This window comes from Wujia sp. (assembly GCF_056872695.1).
In genome coordinates, this window is the sequence record NZ_DBMFCD010000001.1 from 454094 (window position 1) to 472375 (window position 18282).

Here is an 18282-nt window from a genome sequence, read left to right on the forward strand (position 1 = left end):
TTGAATGGAACAAAAATTAGCACTTCCGGAACGGGTTTTGATGCAGATTGAAAAGCCGGCCCGTTATATCGGAAATGAAGTAAATATGGTTCGTAAGAACTTAAGTGAGGTAGACGTCCGGATTGCCATGTGCTTTCCGGATGTTTATGAGATTGGCATGTCGTATCTGGGAATCCAGATCTTATATGACATGTTCAATCGTAGAGAGGATGTGTATTGTGAGCGCGTGTATAGTCCGTGGCCGGACTTAGATGCGATCATGCGGAAAGAACAGATTCCGCTTTTTTCTCTGGAGACACAGACGGCAATCTCAGAGTTTGACTGGCTTGCAATTACGATTCAGTACGAGATGTGCTATACCAATATATTACAGGTGATTGACTTAGCCGGTATCCCGTTGCTTGCGAAGGAACGTACGAAGGAGCATCCAATCGTGATCGGTGGTGGACCATGTACGGTGAATCCGGAGCCGATGGCGGATTTCTTCGATATCTTCTATATCGGAGAGGGCGAGACAAGCTACGATGCACTGCTTGATCTGTACAAACAGTATAAACACTCGGATATGAGCCGGGAAGACTTCTTAAGGAAAGCATCTTCGATTCCAGGTATTTATGTGCCATCCATGTATGAGGTTTCGTATCAGGAAGATGGAACGATCGAGAAGGTTGTACCGAAATATGAGGATGTACCTGCGAAGGTAAAACGACAAGTCGTCGTTGATTTTGAGAATGTATCATATCCGATGAAGCCGGTTGTGCCATATATCCGCGCAACTCAGGATCGCGTTTGTCTGGAAATCATGCGTGGATGTATCCGTGGCTGCCGGTTTTGCCAGGCAGGAATGATCTACCGTCCGACGAGGCAGAAAAATGTTGAGATGTTGAAAGCATATGCCCGGACGATGCTCGATAATACCGGATATGAGGAGATTTCGTTAAGCTCGCTTAGTTCCAGTGATTATGAGGATCTTGATGTACTGCTCAATTATCTGATTACATTACGTGATACGGATCATGTAAATGTGTCACTGCCATCGCTTCGTATTGATGCCTTCTCACTCGATGTCATGAGCAAGGTGCAGGATATCAAAAAGTCCTCTCTGACATTTGCGTCAGAAGCCGGAACCCAGCGCCTGCGTGATGTTATTAACAAAGGAATTACAGATGAAAATCTGCTTGAAGGAAGCAGACAGGCGTTTCTTGGTGGCTGGGATAAGGTCAAGCTTTATTTCATGCTCGGACTCCCAACCGAGACGGATGAGGATCTGTATGGTATTGCAGATCTGGCAGAACGTATCTCTGAGGTGTATTTTGACAATGTGCCAAAGGAGAAACGAAATGGGCGTGTCATGATCAATGCTTCGGCATCGTATTTTGTGCCGAAGCCATTTACACCGTTCCAATGGGCGCCGATGATCCTGCCGGACGAATTTACACGCCGGGCAAGATATGTAAAGGATTCTTTCCGGGCACAGAGAAACCAGAAGAGTCTGAAGTTTTCGTATCACGATGCCGGAATCTCAATCTTAGAGGGTGTGCTTGCAAGAGGCGACCGGAGACTTGGTGCGGCAATTTTAGATGTGTACGAACAGGGCGGTATCTTTGATGCGTGGACAGAGTTTTTTGATATGCAGCGGTATGAAAATGCATTTGCAAACCATCGTGTTGATATTGAATTTTATACTGCGAGAAAAAGACCGGATGATGAAGTGTTCCCGTGGGAACATTTAGATGTCGGGGTAAGCCGTCGGTTCCTGTTACAGGAGTGGCATAAGGCACAGGAAGGGAAGACAACCGGCAACTGCCGCATGCAATGTTCTGGTTGTGGATCTGCCACATATGGAGGAGGTGTCTGCTTTGAAGCTAAGAATTAAATATACCAAGCTTGGAAGCCTCCGGTTTATTGGACATCTTGATATTATGCGTTTTTTCCAGAAGGCAATTCGGCGGGCAAAGCTGGATGTCTCATATTCCAAAGGATTTTCACCACATCAGATGATCTCCTTTGCAGCGCCGATGCCGCTTGGTATGACGTCGGAGGGCGAGTATTTTGACGGAGAGTTTGAGAGTGTGACGACGACCGAGGATATGATGGCACGTCTGAATGCGACGATGCCACCGGAGATCCAGGTGTTAGATGTCATTGAGCTTCCGGAAAATGCGAAGCCGTCGATGGCAATCGTGACTGCGTCCGATTATTATATTTATAAAAACGAGGAATGTGAAAACGATACGATGCCGGAGCTTTTACAGGCATTGCCTGCATTTGCGGAAAAAGAAAAGGTTGAGATCGTCAAGAAGACAAAATCCAAAGAGCAACTGACAGATATCCGCCCGCTAATCTACGGGGTCAGGGAATATAAGGATGGCATCTATATGCTGCTTGCATCCGGAAGCAAGGATAATTTAAAGCCGGAGCTTGTCGTGGAGGCAATGTGCGGGGTGGCTGGCGTTCCGTTTAACCGGTACGATTACCGGATTCACCGGCTGGAGACCTACATGGGTGAGAAAGAGAACTTACAGCCGCTTTCTGCAAGTGGAACAAGATTTTGACTGATATGCTGCATGTTACAGCATGTAGATTAGAGTGATTATGAAACAATTTGTTTTTACCGAATTGAATAAACGGAAGCTTGGCATCCTGTTTGAGGACGGAAAGGCGATGGAAATCCGGTGTTACGAGGATGGCAGTATCCTTGGAAATGTTTACCGGGCGAGAGTTTCAAATCTTTCACCGAATATCAATGCGGCGTTCGTGGATATAAAAAAGGGCGAGAGCTGCTATCTGTCGATGGACGATTATCACGGAGAAAAATTAAAGGTTGGTGATCTGGTAACGGTGCAGATTGTGCGCGATAAGATCAAGACGAAACGTTATGCGGTGACAACGGATGTTTCATTGCAGGGAGACTACGCGGTAACAACACTTTTTGCACCGGTCGGCGTTTCTTCTAAGATTGCAGACAGCGTCAGAAAAAAGGAACTAAAAATCTTGATGCAGAAACTGCTTGCCGCAGAGAAAGATGCACAGCTCTATCTGACAGAGGGGAATACGGTAGAGACCGAACGGATAAAAAAACTTGATATCGGCGGAATTATCCGGACGCAGGCAGAGCATGCGGAGGATGCGGTGATTGAACATGAGATCGAAGAGCAGGCGAGACTGCTTTATTCCATCATGAAAAAGTCGGAATATGCGACACAATATACCTGTCTGTATCATACAGAAGTGGAATATATCAAAGATATCCGCCGGCTGCATGCATTGCAGGAGATGGAAATCGTGACAGATATCCCGGAGGTAACCGAGGCAATCCCGGGGATCCCTCTTTATACGGATGAATATTCGCTTACGCTTCGGTATTCGCTTGCAGGTCTGCTTGAGAAGACACTCTCAAAGAGGGCTTATTTAAAGTCCGGGGCATATCTGGTGATCGAACCGACGGAAGCAATGACGGTGATCGATGTCAACAGCGGAAAGTCAATCAAAGGGAAAAATGCGGAAGAACAGTTTTTAAAGATCAATATCGAAGCGGCAAAGGAAATTGCAAGGCAGCTCCGGCTGCGGAATATCTCTGGTATCGTGATGATTGATTTCATTAACATGAAGGAAGAGACTCACAATCAGGAGCTTATAAAGAAGCTGGCAGAATATGTGCGTATGGATCCGGTCCGGACGACTGTGGTGGATATGACGAAGCTTGGACTTGTCGAGCTGACGAGACAAAAAGGAAAACGTGCATTGCACGAGGTATTTTCAGAAATCAAATAGGTTAACATAAAAAATACAAAATATTATATTTTTGTGTTGACAAGCATACAATCAGATGCTAATATATACGAGTGTGCCGCACAGTGGGGTACAAGTCTGCAATCATGCAGCACCGAAACTGGCGAGTAATGATAATAGGAGGAAACCATATGTACGCAATTATAGCAACAGGCGGAAAGCAGTACAAGGTAGCTGAAGGAGATATCATTAAGGTAGAGAAGCTTAATGCTGAGGAAGGCTCAGAGGTATCATTCGACGTAGTTGCAGTGAATACTGACAAAGATGTACTTTGTGGAGATGCTTGCAAGAGCGCTTCTGTAAAGGCAACTGTTCTTGGCGAAGGTAAAGGTAAGAAGGTTGTTGTTTACAAGTACAAGAGAAAGACTGGCTATCATAAGAAGCAGGGTCACAGACAGCCGTTTACTCAGGTTAAGATTGAAGCAATCAACGCTTAATTGAGACTATGATACAGGCAGTGTTTTATATGTATCCGGACAAGACTTACCGTGGGTTTTCGGTAAGTGGACATGCAGGTTATGAGAACGCAGGTAAAGATATTATCTGTGCTTCGGTATCAGCACTTGTTATCAATACAGTGAATGCTGTAGATGCACTCACAGAGAATGCGTGTGCATGTGAGCAGGATTCTTCCGGAAGCATAAAGTTTAAGTTTTCATCGAGTAGCGATGAACAAGGACAATTATTGATCCGGGCCTTGGATATGGGACTTACCAATATCGAAAAGGAATACGGAAAGAAGTATTTGCAAGTACACTACAAGGAGGTGTAACGACTATGTTAAGAATGGATTTACAGTTCTTTGCTCATAAGAAGGGTGTTGGTTCTACTAAGAACGGTAGAGATTCAGAGTCTAAGAGACTTGGCGCCAAGAGAGCAGACGGACAGTTTGTAAAGGCTGGTAATATTTTATTCAGACAGCGTGGAACTAAGATTCATCCTGGTGTAAACGTTGGTATCGGCGGAGACGACACATTATTTGCACTTGTAGATGGTGTTTTACGTTTCGAGAGAAAGGGTAGAGATAAGAAGCAGGCTTCTGTATACCCTGTTGAGTCAGCTGAGTAAGAAAACACTAGAAGAGCCGGGAGTTATATCCCGGCTTTTTCTGGATTTAAGAGTTAATTTGGTAATCGTATTTATGAGGGAGGGCGTCCCATGTTTGCAGATAGAGCGAAAATATTTATAAGATCAGGAAAAGGCGGCGACGGTCATGTGTCATTCCGCCGGGAATTATATGTGCCGGATGGTGGTCCGGACGGCGGCGATGGCGGCGATGGCGGCGATGTTATCTTTGTGGTAGATCCCGGATTAAATACGCTTACGGATTTCCGCCATGTGCGTAAATATGTGGCACAGGATGGAGAAGAAGGCGGAAAAAGAAACTGCCATGGTGCCAACGGAAAGGATATTATACTGAAGGTTCCGGCGGGGACGGTTGTAAAGGATGCAGAAACCGGAAAAGTTATCCTCGATATGTCGAACAAGACAGAGCCTGTGACGCTGTTAAAGGGTGGCAGAGGCGGAAAAGGAAACCGCCAGTATGTGACATCAGTCATGCAGGCACCGAAGTATGCGCAGCCGGGAAAACCGGCGAAGGAGCTCTGGGTAACCTTAGAGCTTAAGATGATCGCGGATGTCGGATTGGTTGGATTCCCGAATGTCGGTAAATCAACATTTCTGTCCCGTGTGACAAATGCAAAACCGAAGATTGCAAACTATCATTTTACAACACTGAATCCGAACCTTGGTGTGGTAGATCTCGGAGAGAAGCAGGGCTTTGTGATTGCAGATATTCCGGGTATTATTGAGGGTGCATCGGAAGGTGTTGGACTTGGAATCGAATTTCTGCGCCACATTGAGCGTACGAAAGTGCTGATCCATATTGTCGATGCGGCATCGACGGAGGGCAGAGATCCAATTGTGGATATCGAGGCAATCAACAAGGAGCTGCGCCAGTACAATGAAGAACTGGCAAGCCGTCCGATGGTCATCGCAGCGAATAAGTGTGATGCGCTGTACGGTGAGGATTACGAGACCGTGATCCAGTTATTGAAGGATGAATATGAACCACAGGGAATTAAGGTATTCCCGATATCAGCAGTATCCGGCAAGGGTGTCGAAGAGCTGCTGTGGTATGTGAATAAATTAGTGAAGGAAGCACCGGATGAGGTAATCGAGTTTGCACCGGAGATGGATGTTGAGTTTATGGATAATCCGGAACTTCCATTCGAGGTGACAAAGTCAGAGGAAGAAGAGCATGTATTTCTGGTGGAAGGACCGCGAATCGAGAAGATGCTTGGTTATACGAATCTGGAGTCTGAGAAGGGCTTTGCGTTCTTCCAGAGATTTTTGAAGGACAATGGAATCTTACAGATGCTTGAAGATCTTGGTATTGAAGAGGGAGACACCGTAAGATTGTATGGCCTGGAGTTTGATTATTATCGTTAAAAGGAAAGAGGAAAGAATATGACAAGTAAGCAGAGAGCTTATCTAAAAAGTCTGGCAATGAATGCCGATACGATCATGAACATTGGAAAGTCAAGTCTGACACCGGAAGTCTGCACAGCAGTCAGTGAGGCGTTAGAAAAGCGCGAGCTGGTAAAAATCGGTGTGTTGAAGAACTGTCTTGATGATCCGAAGGAGATTGCGGCTGTGATGGCAGAGCGTACACACAGTCAGGTCGTACAAGTCATCGGTAAGAAGATTGTATTGTATAAGAAGAGAAAGAAAGATCCGAAGATCGTTCTCCCGGAATAAGATGGAAGATGTGAAATTTGAACAATTTCATACGATTGCGATTCTCGGAGGGACATTTAATCCGGTACATGCCGGTCATGTGGCGATTGCACAGGCAATCTTAAGAACGCGGCCGGAGGTGGAACAGCTTGTCTGTATGCCGAACCATATTCCGGCATACAAGGAGAAAGCTGCAATTGTGGATGGAAGCATGCGGCTGGATATGCTGCGGCTGGCAATGAACCAGCTCCCGAAGGTTTCGGTAAGCGACTTTGAATTAAAGAGAGACGGATACACATATACAGTGGATACATTTACACGGTTAAAACAGATGTATCCGAATCTTACAATTGAATTTGTGATTGGTGACGATTCGCTGTTTCAGTTACACAAGTGGTATGAATTTGAACGATTGGCGGAGCTCTGTGAGATTCTGGTTGTTGCAAGAGGCGGACAGAGGGACATGGTCGAGGCATATATCCGTACCTTTTGTGCAAAGTATCCGGCATTTCGGATATCCTATGTGGAGATGCCACAGGTTCCGGTTTCATCAAGCGAGGTACGTGCACGGATTGCAAAAGGTGAATCTGTACAGGGATTGGTGCCGGATAAGGTATTACGATATATAGAAACACATGCACTTTATAAGCAGGAGGCTGGGAGAAGATAGATATGATGACGAGAGACAAAATGATAACAAGATTGAAGGGAAAGATCAGCGCGACCAGACTGACACATTCCTTTGGTGTCGAGTATACGGCAGCCTGTCTGGCGATGGTGCATGGAGAAGATGTGGAGAAAACACGTGTGGCAGGCCTGTTGCATGACTGTGCGAAGGGACTTCCGACAAAGACAAAACTGGAGAAAGCGAGAAAACATGGACTTCCGGTCAGTAAGTACGAGGAGAAGAATCCGGATATGCTGCATGCGAAGCTTGGCGCGTATTATGCAAGATATAAATACGATGTCGTTGATCAGGTGATTTTAGATGCAATCACGTATCATACAACCGGCCGCCCAAACATGACGCTGATGGATAAGATTATTTTTGTTGCTGATTATATTGAACCAAACCGGAAGATGTTCCCGGAGATGGAAGAAATCCGGAAGGAAGCATTTACCAATCTGGATGCCTGTGTGATCCATATATTAAAGAACACGTTGGATTATCTGAACAGGACAACGACAGAGATGGACTATATGACACAGAAAACGTATGATTTTTATGTGGTGCATAACATGGAACTGTAAGGAGACAGGGGATGAGTGAAAATAAATATCTTCGAACAATAGTAAAGGCACTTGATGATAAAAAAGGAAATGATATCCGCATCATCCGGATATCAGAGATTTCTTCCATGTGCGATTATCTGGTGATAGCTGACGGTTCAAACCGCAATCAGGTGCAGGCTATGTGCAATAATGTGGAACATGCGATGCGGGAAGCCGGTGCTGAGATGAAAAATCGGGAAGGATATGCAAATGGAGGATGGATTTTGCTGGATTATTATGATATAATTATTCATGTATTTTCAGAAAAAGAGAGATCCTTCTATGATTTAGATAATATCTGGAGGGATGGAGAGTTTTTACAACCGGGGGAGTATTAATTTGAATAATAAGGAAAAGCTGATCCAGGATAATTACAGTAAAGTTAATCAGATTTCTGCCAAATGTATGCGCGTGATTGTTGCGATTCTTGCACTTACATTTGTTTATTGTTATTTTGTTACAGATATAGATGAATCTGTATTGATTGTATTCTTTGCGTCTGCAGTTTTTATTGCGTTGATTCCAACTTTGATCATCAATATATTAAAATTTGATCATGCACCTGTGACGAAGCATATCGTCATTATCTGTGTCTGCCTGATCGCAACAATGATGCTGACACTACTGTCAACGTATGCTTATCCGATTATGTTGTTTCCGATCCTCATGGCATCGCTTTATTATAACCAGACGCTGGTGTTGTTTGCATCGCTTCTGATGTCATGCGGTATTGTTGGATCTAATTATTTTGCATATAGGTTTTCTGACATCTTTATTGGATTTCCCTGTGAGTCGTTTGAAGATGCTATGATGTCGTATGTAGTTCCGCAAATTGTTGTTGTATTTGGACTTTCGGTAGCTGCATACTTTATTGTACAGCGGAATTCCATGATGATCAATTCCGCAATCAATATGGCGGTCACGATGCAGGACAACCAGACAGGACTTATATTCTCATTTGCGGAGATCAGTGAGAGTAAATCGAAATTTACCGGAGAACATATCAAGCGCGTGGCGGCGTATATGCGTGTATTGGCGAAAGCATCCGGATTTGATGATGAATATGTGGAAATGGTATCGACGGCATCCATGATGCACGATATCGGCAAGCTTATGATCAGTGAGGAAATCCTTGATAAACCGGATAAGCTGACGGACGAGGAATATCAGATTATGAAGAACCATGTTTTGTATGGTGAAGCACTTTTGGAGAAATGCCCGGGTGAATTGATGCATCTGGCATGTATTCTTGCAAAGGAACATCATGAGCGCTGGGATGGCACCGGATACCTTGGCATGAAGGGCGAAGAGATTGCCTATATCAGCCGTCTGATGGCGGTGTGTGATGTATTTGATGCATTGACCTCCGACAGATACTATAAAAAGGGCTGGTCGTTGGAGGATACATTTGATGAGATCATACGTCTGTCTGGAAAGAGCTTTGATCCGAAGGTAGTCAAATTATTTATCCAGCATTTTGATGAGTTTAAAGAGATACATAACCGTATACCGGATAAGCAAAAATACTAAAGAGAAATGGAGTACCTGCTATGTATAAAATTATGAATGCATACATGAGCAAGGTTCAGCTACAATCGGGACCGGAACTGCAGCAAAAACTTTGTGACATTGTGGATAGTATAAAAGAAATCAAAAGTTTTTCAGTTACTGAACATTTCAAACAATTTGCAATCAATATGAAATTACAGTCATTTTCTGTGGAGAAAGCAGCAACAGTTTTTTATGAACTGCAGGGGAAGATTGCAAGTCCTTATTCGACTTTTTATGTGCGCTTTAACGAGGGCAGATGTGTACGGTATCGGTTTATTACATGCAAAGAAGATAAACAGGGGATTTATTGTGATTTTATATTCAGTTAGCAGTCTGATGAGAAGAAACATATAAAAAGACAGATTCTATAAATATGGAATCTGTCTTTTTATGTAATATGGCTGATATTGACGTTCTCTAAAATGTACGGAATAATCCGATGACTTTGCCAAGAATCTGGAGTTCTCCATCCTGGACGATGATTGGATCCATGGTATCGTTCTCTGGCTGTAGACGGTAGTAACCAGTTTCCTTGTAATAGGTTTTTACGGTTGCGGAATCATCAATCAGGGCAACTACCATCTCTGCATTTCTTGCCGTCTGTGCTTCCTCGCACATCACTAAGTCACCATCAAAGATACCGGCATTGATCATACTGTCACCTTTGACCTTCAGCATAAATGTATTCTTTCCGTTTGCATGCAGATACTCTGGTGGAATTGGGAAGTACCCCTGAATATTCTGCTCAGCAAGAATTGGCTCACCGCAGGTAACAGTACCAACAATCGGCACGTTGACGACTTCCCGCCGGGAGAGATTAAACTCGTCATCTAAGATTTCAATTGCACGTGGCTTGGTTGGATCTTTGCGTATATATCCTTTTTCCTCCAATGATTCCAGATGTGCATGAACGGAAGAGGTAGATTTTAAATGAACTGCCTCGCAGATCTCGCGCACGGCAGGTGGATACCCTTTTTGTAAGATACATTCTTTCAGATAATCGAGAATTTCTTTCTGTTTATCTGTCAGTTTTCGATTTGCCATAACATATCCCCTTTCTTTTGATTAAAAACTATATTCATGATAGCATAGAACACAAAAAAATGCAAACAAATGTTCTGTTTTCTTTTTTGGATGAAAAAACAGCTGAAAAAACATTGGAAAAACTTTGAATTTTCCATAGAAATGCAGTATAATATCCTAGACTTTGTATGTCGTTAGAAATGAGATATAAAAGGAGAGCTGGTTTTGAACGAAAAGTTATTACATACACCCGAGGGTGTCCGGGATATCTATGATGCCGAGTGTAAGAAAAAAAAGAAAGTGATTTCACAGATTCATCATGTGTTAGAACTTTACAGTTATCAGGATATTGATACACCAAGTTTTGAATATTTTGATATTTTCAATATGGACAAGGGGTCTGCATCTTCCAATGAGATGTATAAGTTTTTTGACCGCAATAACAATACTTTAGTACTGCGTCCGGATATCACACCGAGCATTGCCCGCTGTGTGGCAAAATATTATCCGGAAGAACAGCTTCCAATCCGTTTGTGCTATGCGGGAAATACATTTTTAAATACACACCAGCATCAGGGTAAGCTATCTGAGTTTACACAGATTGGTGGAGAATTGATTAATGATGACAGTTCTGCTGCCGATGCTGAGATTATCGCCTGTGTGATTCATTGTCTGCTTGCGACTGGCTTAAAGGAGTTCCAGATTGAGATCGGTGAAGTCGAGTTTTTCAAGGGCATGATCGAGGAGGCTGGCCTGGATGATGAGACAGAACAGCGAATCAAGGAATACATCCATTCAAAGAATTTCTTTGGCTTGACTGAGTTTGTGAACACGCTGGAAATTCCGGAGGAACGCAAGGCTGCACTGAAAAGCTTTGAGAGTCTGTTTGGCGGACAAGATATGCTTGACCATGCAGAAAAGCTTGTAACAAATACGGCATCGTTAGAAGCGATTGCCCGTATGCGCAAGGTATATACTGCACTGACAAGCTATGGTTATGAAAAATATGTAAGTTTTGATTTGTCTATGATCAACCGCTTTAATTATTATACCGGAATCGTGTTCCGCGGTTATACATATGGAACGGGAGATGCAATCGTTAAGGGGGGGCGTTACAACAACCTGATGGAGAAGTTTGGTAAGAAGGCTCCATCCGTTGGATTTGCGATTTATGTCGATGATCTGATGAGTGCAATCGCCCGAAATAAGATCGACGTTGCACTTGATTATTCCAATGTACTTGTCCTGTATAAGGAGAAAGATCAGAAGGAAGCAATCGCATATGCATGTAAATTGCGCACCGAAAATCAGAAGGTAGAGCTTGTCCGGATGTCCAAACGGCATGATCTGCAGGAATATATTGATTATGCGCATAAGATGCATTTTGCAAAATTGTGTTACTTTGAGGCTGCGGACAAGATTACAGAATATTAAGGAGAGACTATGCGTTATTTAACATTTGCACTGGCAAAGGGGCGTCTTGCCAAGAAGACACTTGCGATGTTTGAACAGATGGGCATCACCTGTGAAGAGGCAAAGGACCCGGATACAAGAAAATTGATTTTTACAAATGAGGAGCACAAAATCCGCTTTTTCTTAGCGAAAGCATCGGATGTGCCGACGTATGTGGAGTATGGCGCGGCGGATATCGGTGTTGTAGGAAAGGACACGATTATGGAGGAAGGCCGTAATCTGTATGAGGTTATGGATCTTGGATTTGGTAAGTGCCGGATGTGTGTATGCGGACCGGAATCTGCGCGGGAACTTCTTTCCAAAAACGAAATTATCCGTGTTGCGAGTAAATATCCGAATATTGCAAAGAATTATTTTAGTGAGAAGAAAAACCAGACCGTTGAGATTATTAAGCTGAACGGTTCAGTAGAGCTGGCACCGCTTGTGGATCTGTCTGAAGTAATTGTTGATATCGTGGAGACTGGTTCGACACTGCGGGAAAATGGACTAGAGGTCTTAGAAGAGATCTGTCCGCTTTCTGCGCGCGTAGTTGTCAATCAAGTGAGTCTCAAGATGGAGCATGATAGAATCCGGAAGCTGTTAAATGATTTAAACGAGATAATTCACTAGATAAAAGTGTAGTACATAAGGAGGCTTTTAAGATGCGTATAGTAAAGTTGACAGAAGATACCAAGAAGGACATTTTGACCAATCTCTTAAAGCGTAGTCCGGACAATTACGGAAGCTATGAGGAGACTGTAAAGAATATTGTTTCTGATATTCATGACAGAAGAGATGCGGCATTATTTGAATATACGGAGAAATTCGATCATGCAAAGATCAATGCGGATAATGTCCGTGTGACAGAGGCAGAGATTGAAGAGGCATATACACAGGTAGATGCAAAGCTTTTGGACACGATCCGGAAGGCAATCGTGAATATCCGTACCTATCATGAGAAGCAGAAACAGTACAGCTGGTTTGATTCTGAAAACAACGGTACTCTGCTTGGTCAGAAGGTAACACCACTTGCGAAGGTTGGTGTATATGTACCGGGCGGTAAGGCAGCGTATCCTTCTTCTGTACTTATGAATGTTATCCCTGCCAAGGTTGCAGGCGTTGGCAAAATCGTAATGACAACTCCTTGCAACGCGGAGGGAAAGGTGTATCCGACAACACTGGTTGCAGCAAAGGAAGCCGGTGTGGATGAAGTTTATAAGGCCGGTGGTGCACAGGCAATCGCGGCGCTTGCATATGGAACAGAATCCATTCCAAAGGTAGATAAGATCGTTGGTCCCGGAAATATTTTTGTTGCACTTGCAAAGCGGTGTGTATTCGGACATGTCAGCATTGATTCGGTTGCCGGCCCAAGTGAGATTATGGTGCTTGCCGATGAGACAGCCAATGCAAGATATGTAGCGGCAGATCTGCTGTCCCAGGCAGAACATGATGAGATGGCATCTGCGATTCTTGTTACGACCTCAGAAGATCTTGCCAAGAAGGTCAGCGAGGAAGTGGAAGGATTCGTAAAGAAATTATCCAGAAAGGATATCATTCAGAAATCACTGGATAATTATGGATATATTCTGGTTGCGGATACGATGCAGGATGCAATTGATACGGTAAATGAGATTGCGAGTGAGCATCTGGAGGTTGTGACAGCAAATCCGTTTGATACGATGACACGGATTCAGAATGCGGGAGCAATCTTCCTTGGCAGTTACTCTTCCGAGCCACTTGGTGATTATTTTGCCGGACCAAACCATGTACTTCCAACGAACGGAACCGCAAAGTTCTTTTCGCCGCTTTCTGTAGATGACTTCATTAAGAAGTCCAGCATTATTTACTATTCCAGAGAAGCGTTAGAGGAAGTTCATCAGGATATTATCGATTTTGCAGAGGCTGAATATCTGACGGCACATGCAAATTCAATTAAGGTACGATTTGAGAAATAACAGGGGGTATTGCATATGGCAAATCGTGTAGGTGTTGTATCGAGAAAAACAAATGAGACGGATATCCAGATGGAATTGAATCTGGATGGAAGCGGTTATGCAAAGGTAGATACAGGAATTGGATTTTTTGATCATATGCTTGTGAGCTTTGCAAAACACGGATTTTTTGATCTGAATTGTAAGGTGACCGGGGATTTATTTGTGGACAGCCATCATACGATCGAGGATACCGGAATCGTGCTTGGACAGGCGATTGCAAAAGCGGTCGGAGATAAGCAGGGAATCAAGCGTTTTGGTTCTTTTATGCTTCCGATGGATGAGACATTGGTGCTTTCCGCATTGGATTTGTCCGGACGTCCATATCTGGTGTATGATCTGGAGCTATCGACACCACAGGTTGGATACTTTGATACACAGATGGTGAAGGAATTTTTCTATGCCGTATCATATTCAGCAATGATGAACCTGCATATCAAACAGCTTGCTGGTTCGAATGACCATCATATCATTGAGGCTGCGTTTAAGGCGTTTGCAAAGGCATTAGATGAGGCAACACAGTTTGACAGCCGGCTTTCCGGTCAGGTGCTTTCGACCAAGGGAAGCCTGTAAGGCATAAGCAGGAGGAACAATAGAACATGGATAATAAAAAGATTGGATATAAACCGCTTATCGCTGCCATTCCTTTTTCAGAGTTCAAACTAAATGAATCTGGTTTGATACCGGCAATTGTACAGGATGATGAGACAGGTAATGTGCTGATGCTTGCTTATATGAACGAAGAATCGTATAACAAGACGTTGGAAACCGGATGCATGACATATTTTAGCAGAAGCCGGCAAAGCCTGTGGTTAAAAGGCGAAACAAGTGGACATTATCAATATGTGAAGAGTCTGTATCTGGATTGTGACAACGATACGATTCTGGCACGTGTAGAACAGGTTGGAGCAGCCTGTCATACTGGAAGCCGCACATGTTTTTTTAAAAAAATGTTGAAAGATTCATAATTGGAGGGTAAACTATGGTACATGTATGGAGTGAGTTACTGGTTTATGTGATTAAGTTCCTGTCAATGCTTGTTTGTGCAGGCCTTGGAATTATGGTAGGAAAGAAAATCCGAAAGAATAAAGATGCGAAAAATCAGGAGGAAATTTGACGTGAAAAATTACGGCGTGAATGAATTGCGTAAGATGTTTTTGGAGTTTTTTGAGAGCAAGGGACATTTGAAGATGAACAGCTTTTCGCTGATTCCACACAATGACAACAGTCTGCTTTTGATCAATTCCGGTATGGCACCATTAAAGCCTTATTTTACAGGACAGGAGATTCCACCACGCAGACGTGTGACAACCTGTCAGAAATGTATCCGTACCGGTGATATTGAGAATGTTGGTAAGACAGCAAGACATGGTACATTCTTCGAGATGCTTGGAAACTTTTCATTTGGCGACTATTTCAAACACGATGCAATTCACTGGACATGGGAATTCCTGACAGAGGTTGTCGGTCTGGATAAGAATCGTCTGTACCCGTCTGTTTATCTTGAAGATGATGAGGCGTTTGATATCTGGAACAAGGAAATCGGCGTGGATAAGGATCGTATCTTCCGTTTCGGTAAGGAAGATAACTTCTGGGAGCATGGCGCAGGCCCTTGTGGTCCATGTTCTGAGGTTTATTATGACCGCGGAGAGAAATATGGCTGTGGTAAGCCTGGCTGTACCGTTGGCTGTGACTGTGACCGTTATATGGAGGTATGGAACAACGTATTTACCCAGTTTGATAACGATGGCCACAATAATTATACAGAGCTTGAGCAGAAGAATATTGATACCGGTATGGGACTTGAGCGTCTGGCAGTGGTTGTACAGGATGTAGATTCTATCTTTGATGTAGACACGATCAAGGCACTCCGTGACAAGATATGTTCTATGGCAGGCGTTACATATGAGGAAGATGCGAATACAGATGTCAGCATTCGTGTTATTACCGATCATATCCGTTCGGTTACATTTATGACATCCGATGGTATTCTGCCATCGAATGAAGGCCGTGGCTATGTGCTTCGTCGTCTGCTTCGCCGTGCGGCAAGACATGGCAGACTGCTTGGTATCAAGGGGGCATTCTTAGCAGAGCTTTCCAAGACAGTAATCGAAGTGTCAAAGGATGCTTATCCGGAGCTTGCTGAAAAGCAGGAGCATATTTTCGCAACCTTAAATACAGAGGAAGAAAATTTCAACAAAACAATCGATCAGGGACTTTCTATTCTGAATGGTTATGTAGAAGAAATGAAAGCAAAGGGAGAGAAAACTCTTTCTGGCGAGCATGCGTTTAAACTGTATGATACCTATGGATTTCCTCTTGATCTGACGGTTGAGATTCTGGAAGAGTCCGGATTTTCTGCAGATGAGGAAGGCTTCAAGGCCTGCATGCAGGAACAGCGGGAACGTGCAAGAAAAGCAAGAAAGACAACAAACTATATGGGTGCTGATGCGACAGTTTATGAGCAGATTGATGTCGCAATCACAACGGAGTTTGTTGGTTATGACAGACTGACACATGAATCTGAGATCGTGGCAATTGCAGGTGAGGATGCTGTGGTAAACAGCCTTTCCGAAGGTGATAATGGTTCCATTCTTGTCAAAGAAACACCATTTTATGCAACCATGGGTGGTCAGTGTGGAGATGCCGGTGTGATCGAGACAGAAACTGGTAAGTTTATCGTTAAGGATACGATCAAGGTTGTCGGTGGAAAGATCGCACATATCGGTTATGTGGAAAATGGAGAGATTAATCTTTCAGATATAGCAAAGCTTTCTGTCGATGCAGACAAGCGTCTGCATACATGTATGAACCATTCTGCAACACATTTGCTGCAGAAGGCATTGAAGAAGGTTCTTGGCGGACATGTAGAACAGGCAGGCTCTTATGTAGATCAGGATCGTCTCCGGTTTGACTTTACACATAATCAGGCACTTAGCAAAGAAGAGATTGAGCAGGTAGAAGCTATCGTCAATGAGAAGATTGCCGAGGATCTTCCGGTTGTAACGAAGGTTATGAGTCTGGAGGAAGCAAAGAAAACAGGCGCGATGGCACTCTTTGGCGAGAAGTATGGCGAGACTGTACGAGTCGTCAATATGGGTGATTTCTCCATCGAGCTTTGTGGTGGTACACATGTAGAAAAGACAGGTGTGATTGCAACCTTTAAGATTGTGTCTGAGGCAGGTGTTGCAGCGGGTGTTCGTCGTATTGAGGCACTTACTTCCCGCGGTGCATTTGCATATTATCATAGTCTGGAGAATACATTGAAACAGGCAAGTGCAGCAGCAAAGGCAGAGCCGGCAAATCTGGTAGAGAAGATTGAGGGCATGCTTGCAGAAATCAAGCAGCTGCAGTCTGAGAATGAGAAGCTTAAGGATAAGATGGCAAAGGCTGCTGTCGGAGATGTATTGTCTGATGTAGTTGCAGTTGGTGCTTATAAGGTGCTTCCGGTGTCTGTAAAGGGTGTTGATATGAATGCACTTCGTAATCTCGGTGATGAGATGAAGGCAAAGATTGCATCTGGTGTAGTTATCTTAGCCTCCGATATGGGAGATAAAGTAAACCTGATCGTTATGGCAACGGATGATGCAGTGAAGGCTGGTGCACATGCCGGAAACATCATCAAGAAGATTGCACCGATGGTCGGTGGTGGCGGCGGTGGTCGTCCGAACATGGCACAGGCAGGTGGTAAGAATCCAGCAGGCATCAAGGATGCACTTGCAGAGGGAATCAAGGAAGCAGAAGTACAGCTTTCATAGATTTTAGACATAAACAGAAAGTGAGGAACATAATATGGCATTAGTACCTACCGTCGTAGAGCAGACAAGCAGAGGCGAGCGAGCATACGATATTTATTCAAGATTATTAAAGGAGAGAATTATCTTTCTGGCAGATGAAGTAAACGATACAACCGCAAGTCTGGTTATCGCACAGCTTCTGTTTCTGGAGTCTGAGGATCCTTCCAAGGATATCAGTCTCTATATCAACAGTCCGGGAGGATCTGTATCAGCCGGATTTGGTATCTACGATACAATGAATTATATTAAGTGCGATGTATCAACCATCTGTGTTGGTATGGCAGCCAGCATGGGAGCATTCCTTCTGGCAGGTGGTACAAAGGGGAAGAGAATTGCACTTCCGAATTCAGAAATCATGATTCATCAACCACTGGGTGGTCTTCCGGGACACAATCAGGCAACGGATATGAAGATTGCAACGGATAATATCCTTCGTACAAAGGAACGTTTAAATCGTATTTTAAGTGCGAATACAGGCAAGTCTATGGAAGAAATCGAGCGTGATACCGATCGTAATAACTGGATGACAGCGGATCAGGCACTTGAATATGGCCTGATTGATCACATCTTCTCAAGCAGAGATGAAGTGAAATAAGAAAAAATGTAAATTCGTGACAATAAATTTCAATTTTTGGTTGACGAATTTGATTTATGTGTTATAATCT

21 protein-coding genes and 1 pseudogene are annotated in these 18282 nt (G+C 43.7%); 21 read left to right on the top strand and 1 reads right to left on the bottom strand.

The window, feature by feature from the left end; genetic code table 11:
- Positions 1 to 4 precede the first annotated feature (4 nt).
- The 13 genes from ACZQK9_RS02015 to ACZQK9_RS02075 all read left to right on the top strand — a co-directional run bounded on the left by ACZQK9_RS02015 (position 5) and on the right by ACZQK9_RS02075 (position 9683).
- Positions 5 to 1876: a TIGR03960 family B12-binding radical SAM protein gene (locus ACZQK9_RS02015; protein ID WP_216506698.1), complete on the top strand. Its 1872-nt coding sequence runs from the start codon at positions 5 to 7 to the stop codon at positions 1874 to 1876.
- Positions 1851 to 2555 carry a TIGR03936 family radical SAM-associated protein gene (locus tag ACZQK9_RS02020; protein ID WP_483269521.1) on the top strand — a complete coding sequence of 235 codons (705 nt, stop codon included), beginning with the start codon at positions 1851 to 1853 and terminating at the stop codon, positions 2553 to 2555. Before ACZQK9_RS02015 ends, ACZQK9_RS02020 begins: the two co-directional genes overlap by 26 nt.
- 40 nt (positions 2556 to 2595) lie before the next feature.
- The gene (locus ACZQK9_RS02025) at positions 2596 to 3774 is read left to right on the top strand and encodes a ribonuclease E/G (RefSeq protein WP_483269441.1); all 1179 of its coding nucleotides are present in this window, start codon (positions 2596 to 2598) and stop codon (positions 3772 to 3774) included.
- A gap of 149 nt (positions 3775 to 3923) precedes the next feature.
- Complete coding sequence (rplU, locus tag ACZQK9_RS02030) at positions 3924 to 4229, top strand: 50S ribosomal protein L21 (protein WP_021985561.1); 306 nt, start codon at positions 3924 to 3926, stop codon at positions 4227 to 4229.
- 8 nt (positions 4230 to 4237) lie between these two features.
- On the top strand, positions 4238 to 4564 hold the full coding sequence (locus tag ACZQK9_RS02035; RefSeq protein ID WP_483269442.1) for a ribosomal-processing cysteine protease Prp: 327 nt from the start codon (positions 4238 to 4240) through the stop codon (positions 4562 to 4564).
- Positions 4565 to 4569: 5 nt separating this feature from the next.
- Positions 4570 to 4860 carry a 50S ribosomal protein L27 gene (gene rpmA / locus ACZQK9_RS02040; RefSeq protein WP_117780163.1) on the top strand — a complete coding sequence of 97 codons (291 nt, stop codon included), beginning with the start codon at positions 4570 to 4572 and terminating at the stop codon, positions 4858 to 4860.
- A gap of 90 nt (positions 4861 to 4950) precedes the next feature.
- The gene (obgE, locus tag ACZQK9_RS02045; RefSeq protein ID WP_483269443.1) at positions 4951 to 6243 is read left to right on the top strand and encodes a GTPase ObgE; all 1293 of its coding nucleotides are present in this window, start codon (positions 4951 to 4953) and stop codon (positions 6241 to 6243) included.
- An 18-nt stretch (positions 6244 to 6261) separates the two neighbouring features.
- The gene (locus tag ACZQK9_RS02050) at positions 6262 to 6552 is read left to right on the top strand and encodes a YhbY family RNA-binding protein (protein ID WP_021985557.1); all 291 of its coding nucleotides are present in this window, start codon (positions 6262 to 6264) and stop codon (positions 6550 to 6552) included.
- Positions 6553 to 6562: 10 nt separating this feature from the next.
- Positions 6563 to 7201, top strand: a complete 639-nt coding sequence (gene nadD / locus ACZQK9_RS02055) for a nicotinate (nicotinamide) nucleotide adenylyltransferase (protein WP_483269444.1) — start codon at positions 6563 to 6565, stop codon at positions 7199 to 7201.
- A gap of 2 nt (positions 7202 to 7203) precedes the next feature.
- Positions 7204 to 7782: a bis(5'-nucleosyl)-tetraphosphatase (symmetrical) YqeK gene (gene yqeK / locus ACZQK9_RS02060; RefSeq protein WP_483269445.1), complete on the top strand. Its 579-nt coding sequence runs from the start codon at positions 7204 to 7206 to the stop codon at positions 7780 to 7782.
- Positions 7783 to 7793: 11 nt separating this feature from the next.
- Positions 7794 to 8141, top strand: coding sequence for a ribosome silencing factor (gene rsfS / locus ACZQK9_RS02065; protein WP_178016751.1), 348 nt, complete (start codon positions 7794 to 7796; stop codon positions 8139 to 8141).
- A 1-nt stretch (position 8142) separates the two neighbouring features.
- Positions 8143 to 9333 carry an HD-GYP domain-containing protein gene (locus ACZQK9_RS02070; RefSeq protein WP_253292146.1) on the top strand — a complete coding sequence of 397 codons (1191 nt, stop codon included), beginning with the start codon at positions 8143 to 8145 and terminating at the stop codon, positions 9331 to 9333.
- Positions 9334 to 9353: 20 nt separating this feature from the next.
- On the top strand, positions 9354 to 9683 hold the full coding sequence (locus ACZQK9_RS02075) for a hypothetical protein (protein ID WP_178016753.1): 330 nt from the start codon (positions 9354 to 9356) through the stop codon (positions 9681 to 9683).
- Positions 9684 to 9771: 88 nt separating this feature from the next.
- On the opposite strand, the gene lexA is transcribed toward ACZQK9_RS02075, so the two are convergent.
- Positions 9772 to 10398, bottom strand: coding sequence for a transcriptional repressor LexA (gene lexA / locus ACZQK9_RS02080; RefSeq protein WP_178016754.1), 627 nt, complete (start codon positions 10396 to 10398; stop codon positions 9772 to 9774).
- Between the two features lie 204 nt (positions 10399 to 10602).
- On the opposite strand from lexA, the gene hisZ reads away from it, so the two are divergent.
- The 8 genes and pseudogenes from hisZ to clpP all read left to right on the top strand — a co-directional run.
- Positions 10603 to 11811 (top strand): ATP phosphoribosyltransferase regulatory subunit, encoded by a 1209-nt coding sequence (gene hisZ, locus ACZQK9_RS02085; protein WP_216506684.1) that lies wholly within the window; start codon positions 10603 to 10605, stop codon positions 11809 to 11811.
- 9 nt (positions 11812 to 11820) lie between these two features.
- Complete coding sequence (gene hisG, locus ACZQK9_RS02090; RefSeq protein ID WP_178016756.1) at positions 11821 to 12459, top strand: ATP phosphoribosyltransferase; 639 nt, start codon at positions 11821 to 11823, stop codon at positions 12457 to 12459.
- Positions 12460 to 12491: 32 nt separating this feature from the next.
- Entirely contained in the window at positions 12492 to 13784 is a 1293-nt protein-coding gene (gene hisD, locus ACZQK9_RS02095; RefSeq protein WP_483269446.1) for a histidinol dehydrogenase, read from the top strand.
- 15 nt (positions 13785 to 13799) lie between these two features.
- On the top strand, positions 13800 to 14393 hold the full coding sequence (hisB, locus tag ACZQK9_RS02100) for an imidazoleglycerol-phosphate dehydratase HisB (protein WP_216506680.1): 594 nt from the start codon (positions 13800 to 13802) through the stop codon (positions 14391 to 14393).
- A gap of 26 nt (positions 14394 to 14419) precedes the next feature.
- Entirely contained in the window at positions 14420 to 14788 is a 369-nt protein-coding gene (hisI, locus tag ACZQK9_RS02105; protein ID WP_483269447.1) for a phosphoribosyl-AMP cyclohydrolase, read from the top strand.
- Between the two features lie 14 nt (positions 14789 to 14802).
- On the top strand, positions 14803 to 14937 hold the full coding sequence (locus tag ACZQK9_RS02110) for a hypothetical protein (protein WP_256445816.1): 135 nt from the start codon (positions 14803 to 14805) through the stop codon (positions 14935 to 14937).
- Between the two features lies 1 nt (position 14938).
- Complete coding sequence (gene alaS / locus ACZQK9_RS02115; protein WP_483269448.1) at positions 14939 to 17578, top strand: alanine--tRNA ligase; 2640 nt, start codon at positions 14939 to 14941, stop codon at positions 17576 to 17578.
- Between the two features lie 31 nt (positions 17579 to 17609).
- A pseudogene (clpP, locus tag ACZQK9_RS02120) lies at positions 17610 to 18212 on the top strand (ATP-dependent Clp endopeptidase proteolytic subunit ClpP); the annotation flags it as partial.
- Between the last annotated feature and the right edge of the window lie 70 nt (positions 18213 to 18282).